Here is an 11,299-nt window from a genome sequence, read left to right on the forward strand (position 1 = left end):
GCGTAGCGAAGTGCACGGTTCATGTCGGATTCCTCACTGATGGGCCAATGAGCTGGTGGATGACCTTCTTTGAGGAATACGGGCTCTGGCCAGTGATGAAGCCGGCCTTCTCGCTCGCCAGGAAGCAGACCGCTTCGGCGATGTCCGACGCGGAGCCGAATCGCTGCAGCGGGATCCGACTCATCGCGACCGCCTGTGCGCGCTCGTCGAGGTCCGAGTTGCCCATCAGTCGCTCGGCCATGCCGTCGGTCAGCATGCCGGGTCCGACGGAGTTGAAGCGGACGCCGAAGCGGCCCTCCTCGGCGGCGAACGCCCGGACCAGCGCCTCGACGGCGCCCTTGGTGCCCGACGACAGTCCGTCGCGGACCGGGAAACGGTCGGTGGCCGCGGTGGTCACCGCGACCACCGAGCCGCGCGTCTGGCGCAGTGCGGGCAGGAAGCCGTGCACGAGCGTGAAGAAGGCGGTGGCCTCGGCACCGAGATGCGCGGAGAAGGTGTCGGGCGAGACCTTCGACAGGTGCACCATCGGGATGTGCGGTCCGGCCGCGTGCACCAGGACCGCAGGCTGTCCGAACTCGGCGGTCAACGACTGCGCCCAGTCCGCGACCTGCCCGGTGTCGGCGAGGTCGACCCGGTCCGCGCGGGCGCGTCCACCGGCGGCCGTGAGCTCTGTGACCAGGGCGTCGGCGCGTTCGGCGTTGGAGTGGTAGGTGATCGCGACGGGCAGTCCGTCGGCGGCGAGACGTCGCGAGATCTCGATGCCGATGCCACCGGAACCGCCGGTGACGACTGCGCAGGGGGATTGGAGGGCCATGCGGATACCCTAACAAGCGCTTGGTTGATATCCTGTCGTCGTGACCCCTCCGCCTCGCGCCGTCGAAGAGTCCGCCAACAAGTCCGGCCGTCGAGCCGAACTGCTCGAGTTGGCGGCCTCGCTGTTCGCCGACCGTGGGATGCGCGCGACGACCGTCCGTGACATCGCCGATGCCGCGGGAATCCTCTCCGGCAGCCTGTACCACCACTTCGACTCGAAGGAGTCGATGGTCGACGAGATCCTCAAGGGCTTCCTCGACGACCTGTTCGGCCGCTACCGTGCGATCGTGGACGCCGGACTCGGTGCCCGCGCGACCCTCGAGTCGCTGGTCGTCGCGTCCTTCGACTCCATCGACCAGTCGCACGCCGCGGTGGCGATCTACCAGGACGAGGCCAAGCACCTCGTCGGCAACGAGCGGTTCACCTACATCACCGAGCGCAATCGGGAGTTCCGCGGCCTGTGGGTCTCGGTACTCGAGTCCGGCATCGAGGACGGCAGCTTCCGTCCCGACATCGACGTCGAACTGGTCTACCGCTTCATGCGTGACACCGTGTGGGTGGCGGTCCGATGGTATCGGCCGGGCGGACCGATGACCGCCGAGACCGTTGCCAAGCAGTACCTGGCGATCGTGCTCGACGGGCTCGCCAGGCCCCAGTCACGACCGGCTTCCTAAGTCTCGACCCGAACCGTAGGAGTTATCCCATGCCCGAGGCATACATCGTCGACGCCATCCGCACCCCGATCGGCAAGAAGAACGGTGGCCTGGCCCCCGTTCACCCGATCGACCTCGGCGCGCACGTCATCAACGCCGTCGTCGAGCGCACCGGCATCGACCCGTCGGACGTCGACGACGTCATCTTCGGCTGTGTCGACGCGATCGGCGGCCAGGCCGGCAACATCGCCCGCCTGTCGTGGCTGGCCGCGGGCCTGCCGCAGCACGTGCCCGGTGTGACCGTCGACCGTCAGTGCGGCTCGAGCCAGCAGGCCATCCAGTTCGGTGCGCAGGCGATCCTGTCCGGCACCGCCGACCTGATCATCGCCGGCGGCGTCCAGAACATGAGCCAGATCCCGATCTCGGCCGCCATGATCGTCGGCGACCAGTACGGCTTCTCCACCCCGACCGCCGAGTCCAAGCGCTGGACCGAGCGCTACGGCAACGAGGAGGTCTCGCAGTTCCGCGGTGCCGAGATGATCGCGGAGAAGTGGGACATCAGCCGCGAGGAGCTCGAGAAGTGGGCCCTGCAGAGCCACGAGCGCGCCAAGGCCGCGATCGCCGAGGGGCGCTTCGAGAAGGAGATCGTCCCGTTCGGTGACGTCACCACCGACGAGGGCCCGCGCGAGACGAGCCTCGAGAAGATGGCCGGCCTCAACGTGCTGGTCGAGGGTGGACGCCTGACCGCCGCGGTCGCCAGCCAGATCTCCGACGGCGCCAGCGCGCTGCTGCTCGCCTCGGAGGAGGCCGTCGCCAAGCACGGTCTGAAGCCCCGCGCCCGGATCCACCACATGAGCGCTCGCGGCGACGACCCGATCTTCATGCTCAGCGCGCCGATCCCGGCCACCCAGCACGCGCTCGCCAAGACCGGACTGACCATCGACGACATCGACCTGATCGAGATCAACGAGGCCTTCGCGCCCGTCGTGCTCGCCTGGATCAAGGAGATCGGCGCCGACCCGGCGAAGGTCAATGTCAACGGCGGCGCGATCGCGCTCGGCCACCCGCTCGGCGCCACCGGCACCAAGCTGATGGCCACCCTGCTCAACGAGCTCGAGCGCACCGGCGGCCGCTACGGCCTGCTGACCATCTGCGAGGGTGGCGGCACCGCGAACGTCACGATCATCGAGCGTCTGGGCGAGTAGGCCCCGCACGATCGAGGAGGGCATCCCCGCACGGCGGGGGTGCCCTCCGTCGTTTGCGGTGGCCGCGACCGCCCCAGGCGCCTACTCGACGGTGCCGATCAGCGCGTAGAGCGCGTCGGCGAGGCGCTCGCACCACGCGTCGGCGTCCTCGTAGCCGTGCGCGAGGCCCCGGATCATGGTGGTGGACACCAGGATGTCGAACACCGTCTCGGCGGTGGTCTCGGCGTTCGCCCCGGTGGACGGGACGGACTGGAGGATTCGCGCGACCAGCGCTGTGCGCACGGGCTTCTCGGCGCGCTGCACGACGCGCTCGTGCACCCCGTCGTGGTGGTGGTAGGCCGAGAGCAGGCCCGGAATCGCCGAGCGTGCGGCGGGATGCGCGGTGCGGTCGAGGAACTTGTGGATCCACGCCAGCAGGTCGGCGCGCAGGTCCTCGGTCGCGGGTGGCAGCGGGACCTCGTCACGATGGATGCCGAAGATCGCGTCCTCGATGATCATTTCGCGGGTGGCCCAGCGCCGGTAGATCGCCGGCGCGCTGACCTGTGCGCGTCGGGCGATCGCCTGGATGGTGGTCTTCTGGTAGCCGGCCTCGACGAGTAGGTCCACCGTCGCCTGCATGACCGCCAGGTCGACTTGCGGGTCGCGTGGACGGCCGGGGCCGCTGGCCTCGGCGGGGTGCTCGTGGGACGCCTTCACAAGGGCGGACAATACCGGAGCGAGGTGGCGGCCAGGCTCGTCCGAGACTCTTCGGTCCGGTTCCGGTCGCCTCAGTTCCTGCGGGTGAGCGTGACGTCGAATCGGGTCGGCATCAGCGTCAGCCGCTCCTGCACCCGCAGCCGGTAGTTCGGATCGCCGGCGATGTGGTAGCGATGGAGCAGGGTGCCGAGTACGAGAACGGCCTCGTGCAAGGCGAATTGGCGTCCGATGCAGGCACGCTCGCCGGTACCGAACGGTTTGTAGACGTGGGCGGGCCGGGTCCGGACCTGTTCGGAGAGGAAACGATCGGGGTCGAAGCGGTCCGGATCGGTTCCCCACACCGGGTTTCGGTGCAGAGCCGGGATCAGTACCAGCATCCAGTCGCCCGCTCGCAACCGGTGACTGCCGAGCAGCGTCGTGTCGTGTACGGCCTCCCGCGCGTAGGCGGGCGCTGTCGGCCACAGTCGGAGCGACTCGTCGAGGACCCTGCGGACGTACCGCAGTTTCGCGATCTGCTCGTAGGACGGGCGGTGGTCGCGCTCGGGGCCCCACACCGCGTCGACCTCGGCCTGCGCCTCGGCCAGCACCTCGGGATGGCGGGAGAGGTAGTAGAGCGCGAACGACAGTGCCCCGGAGGTGGTTTCGTGTCCGGCGACCAGGAAGGTGATGACCTGGTGCCGGATGTTGAGTTCGTCGACGCGGTTCGGGCTGTTCTCCCGTTCGGCGCGCAGCATCAGTTCGAGCAGGTCCTCGGACGCGGTCTCGGCGCTGTCCCGTCGGGAGCGGATCACCGCGTCGACCACCTCGGCGAGGTAGGCGACGTCCGCCTCGTGCCGGGAGTTCCGGCGGGCCATGGGGAGTCGGCCGACGGGGGAGGCCATCAGCTGCGCGTGGGAGAGGGCGCGGACCATCGCCTCGACGAAGGGGTGGGGCCGGTCGCGCTCGAACGAGTCGAAGGAGTAACTGAAGCCGGTGCGGCCGATGGTCTCGAGCGTCAGCTTGGTCATGTCGGACGAGACATCCACCCGCGCACCGGTTTCGATCCGGCGATCCCAATGCCGCGTCAGTTCGCCCGCGACGTCGACCATCGTCTCGTGGTACGAACGCATCGCGCTCTTGGTGAACGCGGGCATCAACAGTTCGTGTCCGCGGCGCCAGTTCGGTTCCTCGGTGTAGGCGGTGAACAGTCCGTCGCCAGCGATGCCGCGCAGGGCCGCGACGGCGGGGGCGAGGTGCTTGCGGAACCGCGACTCGTCGCCGAGTTCGGCGACGATGTCGGGGTCCGAGACGATGACGAAGCGGGTGCCGAGGACCTTCCGTTCGAAGATCGGTCCGAGCTCGGCCGCGTAGCGCATGGAATCCTGCACGGGCGTGCGTGGATTGACGCCGATCACGTCGCCGAGGAGGGGTAGTCGCCGGCGCGGATGCGGAATCTCGAGCTGGCCGGTCGGAATCAGGTCCACGCTCACGTCAGCCTCCCCGGTACTGAACTCGTGTCTAGTAAGGCAACCTACCGCTTACTGAACTCGTGTCAAGTAGTGTGGGTGGACGATGTCGGAACCACGTCGCCGCCTGGCCCCCGAGCAGCGCCGGATGCAGCTGCTCGACATCGGTGCCCGCCTCTTCGCGGAGCGCCCGTACGACGAGGTGTGGATCGAAGAGGTCGCGGAACTCGCCGGGGTGTCGCGCGGGCTGATGTACCACTACTTCCCGAACAAGCGGGACTTCTTCGCGGCGATCGTGCAGCGGGCGGCGGACGCGCTGGTCGAGGCCACGAGGCCCGACCCCGACCTTCCGGTGCGCGACCAGGTGACGGCGGGCCTGGACGCCTATCTCGACCACTTCGCGGCGAACGGTCACGGAATCCGCGCGGTCAACCAGGGCGCGCTGTCGGCGGACCCCGGTATCCGCGCTGTCGTCGAGCGCGAGATCGACACCCAGCAGCGCCGGATCCTCGACGCGATCGAGGTCGACCCGTCCGAGCGGGAGGTCGCGGCGATGGCCGTGCACGGCTGGCTCGCGTTCGTCAGGGCAACCTGCCTGGACTGGCTCGATCACCCCGCGGTCCCGGCGGCGGAGTTGCGCGAGCTGTGCCTGCGCACCCTCGCGGGGGCGCTGGCCCCCTATGTCGACCTGGGTATCGGCCGGTCCTCGCCGGCGCCGACGATCCGGGGCTAGGGTCGGGTCATGTGCCGAAACATCACCGAGCTGCGCGGGCTCGAGCCGGCCGCCACGGCGGAGGAGATCGAGGCCGCAGCGCGTCAGTACGTCCGGAAGGTGAGCGGGATCCAGACGCTCTCCGACGCCAACCGGGAGGCCTTCGAGAAGGCGGTCGAGGAGGTCGCTGCCACCACTGCCGAGCTGCTGGCGGCGCTCCCGCCGCGCAGGCAGCCCCCGCAGACCGTCCCACCTCTGCGCCGCCCGGAGGTCCGTGCCCGCATCGCCGCCGCCGCAAACGGCTGAGGGGAACCTTCAACCGGTTGGACCGACTGAAGGTTCCCCTCACCGCGTGGGAGTGTGCGCTCAGGCCTTGAGGGCTCCGAGGGCGTCGATCCGCTTCACAGCGTCGGCCACGATCCGGTCGATCAGTTCCTGGCAGCTGGGCAGGTCGTCGATCATGCCGACCACCTGACCCGAGGCGAGCACGCCCGCCTCGGTGTTGCCCTCGACCAGTCCGGCCTTGAGCAGCATCGGGGTGTTGGCGGCCATGATGATCTGCTGCCACGTCCGGTCGCCGGACTTCTTCATCGCCAGGCCGTCCTTGACCAGCGTCGACCACTTCATGCCGGTCATCGCCTTGAACTTCATGGCGTTCTTGGTGGCGGCGACGAGGCCCGTGGCGTAGCTGGACTTCTCGAGCGCGTTCACCAGGTCCGTGTTGAGCACGCGGTGCGGCATGCCGTCGACCTTCACCGACACCGTGGTGTCGGTCAGGCCGCGCTGGAGGTACTGCTGCTTGACCGAGTCCGGCACCGCGGAATCGCTCGTGAGCAGGAACCGGGTGCCCATCGCGACACCGGCCGCACCGTAGGACAGCGCCGCGGCAAGGCCGCGGCCGTCGAAGAAGCCACCGCCGGCGATCACAGGGATGTCGACCGCGTCCAGCACGGACGGCAGCAGCAGGGTCGTCGCGACGCCACCGGTGTGCCCGCCGCCCTCGCCGCCCTGCACGACCACCGCGTCGGCGCCCCAGGAGGCGACCTTGACGGCGTGCTTGGCGGCACCGATCGAGGGGACCACGACGATGCCGTTGTCCTTGAGCTTGGCGATCAGGTCCTTCTTCGGCGCCAGCGCGAACGAGGCGACCTTGACGCCCTCGCGGATCAGCAGATCGCAGCGCTGCCCGGCGTCCGACGCGTCGGCGCGCATGTTGACGCCGAACGGCTTGTCCGTGAGCTGCTTGGTCTTCTTGATCGCCGCCTCGAGCTCGTCGTAGGTCATCGTCGCCGAGGCGAGGATGCCGAGACCGCCGGCGTTGCAGGTGGCCGCGGTCAGGCGCGGGCCGGAGACCCAGCCCATGCCCGTCTGCACGATCGGGTGCTCGATGCCGACCAGTTCGGTCAGCGGGGTGCGGAGAACTTGCGCGCTCACGCCGAGACCTCGCGGTCGCGGAAGCTCTTCGGGTCGAGCACCTCGCGGATGATGCGCAGCTCCTCGGCGGTCGGCTCGCGGGTGACGCCCGCCTCGGCCAGCCCGGCGACCTCGAAGGAGGTGTTCTCGGCGACCTCGTCGGCGGTGACGCCCGGGTGCAGGGTCAGCGCGCGGAAGGTGCGGCCCGGCCCACCGAAGTCGAAGACACCGAGGTTGGTGACGACGCGGTGCACGCCCAGGTACTTGTACGCCGGGTTCTCCGGATCGACCTTGTCGTAGCCGACGCCGGAGACGACGTCGACCTGGTCGCAGAAGACGCGCGAGGTGTGCTTGCCGACCCAGTAGCTGGTGGCGTGGTTGATCGTGTTGCCCGGGGCGCCGCGGACACCGAACATCTGCCGGCTCGGCTGCTGCAGCGGACCGAAGGCGGACAGGTTCTGGTTGCCGTACTTGTCGATCTGGTTGGCGCCCATCACGACATGGCGGCGACCGGAGGCGACGACGTCGAACACCTTGCGGAACGGCATCCAGCCCTCGACCGGACCGGTCTTGCCGACGGCCGGGGTGTCGGCCAGGATCAGCGCCTCGCCGTCGGTGATCAGCAGGTCCGGCTCGGTGGTGAGCCGGGCCAGGCGGGCGCCGAGCTGCGACATCGTCGACATCGGGCTGGCCATGATCTCACCGGCGCCGGCGAAGAGGTCGGCGCAGGCGATCGCGCAGTACTCGGCGCGAGTCACGGTGGTGGCGTTGTCGGTGGAGGTCATGCCTGCTCCTCTGCGAACTTCTTGACGGCGGCCTGGTAGTCGTCCTCGGAACCGGACAGGAAGCGGTCCACGAAGGCCTGCCAGGACTCAGGGGTCTTGGCGGCCTCGGCGTAGTGCCGCTGGAACTTCTCGTCCCGGCCGTAGGACTCGCCGGCGAGGGTGAAGTGGGCGCCGTTCGGGGCCTCGACCACGGCGTCGACCATCATGCGGTTGACGATCAGCTGCTGCAGCGGCACCTCCTTGACGAGCTGTTCGGTCTCGACGACCTTCTCGACCGAGAGGTAGCGCTTCTCGGCGGCCATCAGGTACAGGTCGTCGAAGTAGGGGTCGACGCCCAGGTAGCCGGCGTTGCCGCGGGCGTCGCCGATGTTCAGGTGCACGAACGCGGCGTCGAGGTTCAGCGCCGGCATCGCGATCAGGGTCTCGGGCTTGCCGGACTCGTCGGCGTAGGGGGACGTGACGGTCTTGAGCTCGTCGCCCCAGAAGTTCCGCACGTCCGAGCCGAGGCCGGCGCGGATCGGCAGGAACGGCAGGCGCGCGGCGGCGGCCTCCAGGCCGCACTTGACCATGCCCTCGTCCATCTCGCGGGCCTCGAGCTCGCCGGCCGTGCGGGCCTTGGCGAACCACGGGTCGTAGAACGGCGCCGAGTCCAGGGAGACGAATCCGTAGTAGGCCTTCTTGACCTTGCCCGCCGAGCACAGCAGGCCGAGGTCGGGTCCGCCGTAGGTGACGACGGTCAGGTCCTTGACGTCCGAGCGCAGGATCGCGCGGACGAACGCCATCGGCTTGCGGCGCGATCCCCAGCCACCGAGGCCGATGGTCATGCCACTGCGCAGCTCGCCGACGACCTCGTCGAGCGATTTCCTCTTGTCAGCCATTCTCAGTTCACTCCCTACTTGTTCGCGCGCGGCTTGCCGGTGGCGACGAACTCGTCGCGGTGCTCGTCGGCGACGCCGGCGAGGTTGAGCTCGAACGTGAAGCCCTGCTCGATCCGGTAGCTGGTGTGCACGTCCATCACGTCGATGCGGTTGATGGCTTCCTTGGCGCGCCGGATGACCCGGGTGTCCTTGGCCGCGATCTCGCCGGCGATCTTCAGTGCGCAGGCGTCGAGTTCGGCGCGCGGGACCACGTCGTACACGGAACCGAAGTGCTTGAGCGTCTGGGCGTCGACGTTCTTCGCCGTGTAGTACAGCGTGCGCATCATGTGCTGGGGGACCAGGCGCGCGAGGTGCGTGGCCGCACCGAGTGCGCCGCGGTCGACCTCGGGCAGGCCGAAGATCGCGTCGTCGGACGCGACGATGACGTCCGCGTTGCCGACCAGACCGATGCCGCCGCCGACGCAGAAGCCGTTGACGGCGACCACGACGGGAACCTCGCAGTCGTAGACCGCGGAGAAGGCCGCAGCGCAGCCGCGGTTGGCGTCGATCAGCGCGCCGTGACCCTCGGTGGCCTGCATTTCCTTGATGTCGACGCCGGCGTTGAAGCCGCGGCCCTCGGCCCGCAGGATCACCACGTGGGTGCTCTGATCCTTGCCGGCCTCGCGGATGGCGTCAGCCAGTTCGAACCACCCCTGCGAGGGGATGGCGTTCACAGGCGGGTAGTCGACGGTGACCGTGGTGATGCCGGACCCGTCGGATTTTGAGGTGATTCCCATCGTGTTTCCTTAGGTAGGTCGCCAAACCAAGCGATTGCTTGGTAAGTTAGCACACCTGCGGGTCGAGCCGGAGTTCGTTCGAGGTGGACGGACGGTGCCCTCGACCCGCAAGAGAGTCCCTGACGTGCGGGGAATCTTCAGGCAGCGGAGGTACTGGTGGAGCTAGGTCTGGACGGCAACGTCGTACTCGTCACCGGCGGCGTACGTGGAATCGGTGCGGGCATCAGTCGCGCCTTCCTCGGTGCCGGCGCCACGGTGGTCACCTGCGCGCGGCGGCCCGCCGACGAGCCGATCGAGGTCGACGGACGAGCGGTCGAGTTCATCGCGTGCGACGTCCGCGATCCCGAGCAGGTGCAGTCGATGATCGACCAGATCGTCGCGACGCACGGCCGGCTCGACACCGTCGTCAACAACGCCGGGGGCGCGCCCTACGCGCTCGCCGCCGACGCGAGCCCGCGCTTCCACTCGAAGATCGTGGAGCTGAATCTGCTCGCACCGCTGCTCATCTCGCAGGCCGCGAATGCCGTCATGCAGAAGCAGGACGGCGGCGGCTCGATCGTGATGGTCTCGAGCGTCAGCGGCAGCAGGCCCTCGCCGGGCACCGCGGCGTACGGTGCCGCGAAGGCGGGCATCGACAGCCTGTCGACCAGCCTCGCGGTGGAGTGGGCGCCGAAGGTCCGGGTCAACTCGATCGTCGTGGGTCTCGTGGAGACGGAGCAGTCGCACCTGCACTACGGCGGCCCCGAGGGTGTCGCCGCGGTCGGCGAAACGGTCCCGCTGGGCAGGATGGCCCGGCCCGAGGACATCGGAAACAGTGCGATCTTCCTGGCGTCCCCGCTGGCCTCGTACGTCAGCGGTTCGACCCTGACCGTGCACGGTGGCGGTGAACGCCCGGCCTTCCTGGCTGCGGCGGACGCGGAAACTTCGAACAATGCAGCAAGTTAAGGAGAACAAGTGAGCGGACTGGTAGACGGTCGCGTCGTCATCGTGACGGGCGCGGGCCGCGGCATCGGGCGGGCGCACGCGCTGGCTTTCGCGGCCGAGGGAGCGAAGGTCGTCGTCAACGACATCGGCGTCGGCGGAGACGGCACCGCGACCGGTGAGAGCCCCGGCGAGCAGGTCGTCGCGGAGATCATCGCCGCCGGTGGCCAGGCGGTCGTGAACGGCGACGACGTCGCCGACTGGGACGGCGCGCAGAACCTGATCAAGACGGCCATCGACAATTTCGGCGGCCTCGACGTGCTGGTCAACAACGCGGGCTTCCTGCGCGACCGCATGCTCGTCGGCATGGCCGAGGAGGAGTGGGACGCGGTGATCCGCGTGCACCTCAAGGGCCACTTCGCGCCGCTGCGGCACGCCGCCGCGTACTGGCGCGCCGAGTCCAAGGCCGGCCGTCCGGTTGACGCTCGGATCATCAACACCAGCTCGGGTGCGGGCCTGCAGGGCTCCATCGGCCAGGGCAACTACGCGGCCGCCAAGGCCGGCATCGCGGAGATGACCATTCAGGCCGCCGCCGAGCTGAAGAACTACGGCGTCTCGGTGAACGCGATCGCTCCGGCGGCCCGCACGCGCATGACCGTCGGTGCCGGCGGCGCGATGGCCGAGGCGATGGCCGCGCCGGATGAGGGCTTCGACGCGATGGCGCCGGAGAACATCTCCCCGCTGGTCGTGTGGCTGGGCTCGACCGAGTCGAAGGCCGTCAGCGGCCGGGTGTTCGAGGTCGAGGGCGGCAAGATCACGGTTGCCGAGGGTTGGCGCCACGGACCCTCCCAGGACAAGGGCGACCGCTGGGACCCCAAGGAGATCGGTCCCGTCGTCGCGGACCTGCTGCAGAAGGCCGAGACCCCGACGCCCGTCTACGGTGCGTAGGTAGGTGCGCTTCGCGCAGTGGTGCGGTTACGGAGGATTGCCCCTCCGTAACCG

At 69.1% G+C, this 11,299-nt stretch carries 13 protein-coding genes; 6 read left to right on the top strand and 7 right to left on the bottom strand.

Features of this window, described 5'->3' with window-relative positions; translation table 11 throughout:
• Positions 1 to 19: 19 nt before the first annotated feature.
• Entirely contained in the window at positions 20 to 814 is a 795-nt protein-coding gene (locus tag ACFXGJ_RS21960) for an SDR family NAD(P)-dependent oxidoreductase (RefSeq protein WP_378624771.1), read from the bottom strand.
• Positions 815 to 854: 40 nt separating this feature from the next.
• Here ACFXGJ_RS21960 and ACFXGJ_RS21965 point away from each other — a divergent pair, with 40 nt between their 5' ends.
• Together ACFXGJ_RS21965 and ACFXGJ_RS21970 are read left to right on the top strand one after the other, a co-directional pair.
• A complete protein-coding gene (locus ACFXGJ_RS21965; RefSeq protein WP_378624773.1) occupies positions 855 to 1,487 on the top strand; it encodes a TetR/AcrR family transcriptional regulator in 633 nt (210 codons plus the stop codon).
• 29 nt (positions 1,488 to 1,516) lie between these two features.
• Positions 1,517 to 2,671, top strand: coding sequence for an acetyl-CoA C-acetyltransferase (locus ACFXGJ_RS21970; protein ID WP_378624775.1), 1,155 nt, complete (start codon positions 1,517 to 1,519; stop codon positions 2,669 to 2,671).
• Positions 2,672 to 2,752: 81 nt separating this feature from the next.
• On the opposite strand, the gene ACFXGJ_RS21975 is transcribed toward ACFXGJ_RS21970, so the two are convergent.
• Entirely contained in the window at positions 2,753 to 3,367 is a 615-nt protein-coding gene (locus tag ACFXGJ_RS21975; RefSeq protein ID WP_378624777.1) for a TetR/AcrR family transcriptional regulator, read from the bottom strand.
• 71 nt (positions 3,368 to 3,438) lie between these two features.
• Positions 3,439 to 4,836 (bottom strand): cytochrome P450, encoded by a 1,398-nt coding sequence (locus tag ACFXGJ_RS21980; protein ID WP_378624780.1) that lies wholly within the window; start codon positions 4,834 to 4,836, stop codon positions 3,439 to 3,441.
• Positions 4,837 to 4,918: 82 nt separating this feature from the next.
• Between ACFXGJ_RS21980 and ACFXGJ_RS21985 the strand changes: the two genes are divergently transcribed.
• Positions 4,919 to 5,545, top strand: coding sequence for a TetR/AcrR family transcriptional regulator (locus ACFXGJ_RS21985; protein WP_378624783.1), 627 nt, complete (start codon positions 4,919 to 4,921; stop codon positions 5,543 to 5,545).
• A gap of 9 nt (positions 5,546 to 5,554) precedes the next feature.
• The gene (locus ACFXGJ_RS21990; protein WP_378624786.1) at positions 5,555 to 5,830 is read left to right on the top strand and encodes a DUF2277 family protein; all 276 of its coding nucleotides are present in this window, start codon (positions 5,555 to 5,557) and stop codon (positions 5,828 to 5,830) included.
• Between the two features lie 60 nt (positions 5,831 to 5,890).
• Here ACFXGJ_RS21990 and ACFXGJ_RS21995 read toward each other — a convergent pair whose 3' ends face one another.
• Genes ACFXGJ_RS21995 through echA20 form a run of 4 tightly spaced genes read right to left on the bottom strand, consistent with a single transcriptional unit; the run spans position 5,891 to position 9,376 of the window.
• The gene (locus tag ACFXGJ_RS21995; RefSeq protein WP_378624789.1) at positions 5,891 to 6,958 is read right to left on the bottom strand and encodes an NAD(P)H-dependent flavin oxidoreductase; all 1,068 of its coding nucleotides are present in this window, start codon (positions 6,956 to 6,958) and stop codon (positions 5,891 to 5,893) included.
• Positions 6,955 to 7,722, bottom strand: a complete 768-nt coding sequence (locus ACFXGJ_RS22000; RefSeq protein ID WP_378624792.1) for a CoA-transferase subunit beta — start codon at positions 7,720 to 7,722, stop codon at positions 6,955 to 6,957. The genes ACFXGJ_RS21995 and ACFXGJ_RS22000 overlap by 4 nt, the downstream gene beginning before the upstream one ends.
• Positions 7,719 to 8,600, bottom strand: coding sequence for a cholesterol ring-cleaving hydrolase subunit IpdA (gene ipdA, locus ACFXGJ_RS22005; protein WP_378624796.1), 882 nt, complete (start codon positions 8,598 to 8,600; stop codon positions 7,719 to 7,721). The genes ACFXGJ_RS22000 and ipdA overlap by 4 nt, the downstream gene beginning before the upstream one ends.
• A gap of 14 nt (positions 8,601 to 8,614) precedes the next feature.
• Positions 8,615 to 9,376, bottom strand: a complete 762-nt coding sequence (gene echA20, locus ACFXGJ_RS22010; protein ID WP_378624799.1) for a (7aS)-7a-methyl-1,5-dioxo-2,3,5,6,7,7a-hexahydro-1H-indene-carboxyl-CoA hydrolase — start codon at positions 9,374 to 9,376, stop codon at positions 8,615 to 8,617.
• Positions 9,377 to 9,532: 156 nt separating this feature from the next.
• Between echA20 and ACFXGJ_RS22015 the strand changes: the two genes are divergently transcribed.
• Together ACFXGJ_RS22015 and ACFXGJ_RS22020 are read left to right on the top strand one after the other, a co-directional pair.
• Positions 9,533 to 10,321, top strand: a complete 789-nt coding sequence (locus ACFXGJ_RS22015; protein ID WP_378624801.1) for an SDR family oxidoreductase — start codon at positions 9,533 to 9,535, stop codon at positions 10,319 to 10,321.
• Between the two features lie 9 nt (positions 10,322 to 10,330).
• Positions 10,331 to 11,245, top strand: a complete 915-nt coding sequence (locus ACFXGJ_RS22020; RefSeq protein WP_378624804.1) for an SDR family oxidoreductase — start codon at positions 10,331 to 10,333, stop codon at positions 11,243 to 11,245.
• Positions 11,246 to 11,299 lie beyond the last annotated feature (54 nt).

It is taken from the genome of Rhodococcus sp. NPDC059234 (assembly GCF_042754225.1).
In the GTDB taxonomy this organism is placed as follows: Bacteria; Actinomycetota; Actinomycetes; order Mycobacteriales; family Mycobacteriaceae; genus Rhodococcus_G.

Excerpts from the sequence above, each read along its gene's own strand:
- ACFXGJ_RS22000 (WP_378624792.1), bottom strand. The coding sequence starts at position 7,722 with ATGACCTCCACCGACAACGCCACCACCGTGACTCGCGCCGAGTACTGC.
- ACFXGJ_RS21970 (WP_378624775.1), top strand. The coding sequence starts at position 1,517 with ATGCCCGAGGCATACATCGTCGACGCCATCCGCACCCCGATCGGCAAG.
- ACFXGJ_RS21985 (WP_378624783.1), top strand. The coding sequence starts at position 4,919 with ATGTCGGAACCACGTCGCCGCCTGGCCCCCGAGCAGCGCCGGATGCAG.
- ACFXGJ_RS21960 (WP_378624771.1), bottom strand. The coding sequence starts at position 814 with ATGGCCCTCCAATCCCCCTGCGCAGTCGTCACCGGCGGTTCCGGTGGC.
- ipdA (WP_378624796.1), bottom strand. The coding sequence starts at position 8,600 with ATGGCTGACAAGAGGAAATCGCTCGACGAGGTCGTCGGCGAGCTGCGC.
- echA20 (WP_378624799.1), bottom strand. The coding sequence starts at position 9,376 with ATGGGAATCACCTCAAAATCCGACGGGTCCGGCATCACCACGGTCACC.
- ACFXGJ_RS21990 (WP_378624786.1), top strand. The coding sequence starts at position 5,555 with ATGTGCCGAAACATCACCGAGCTGCGCGGGCTCGAGCCGGCCGCCACG.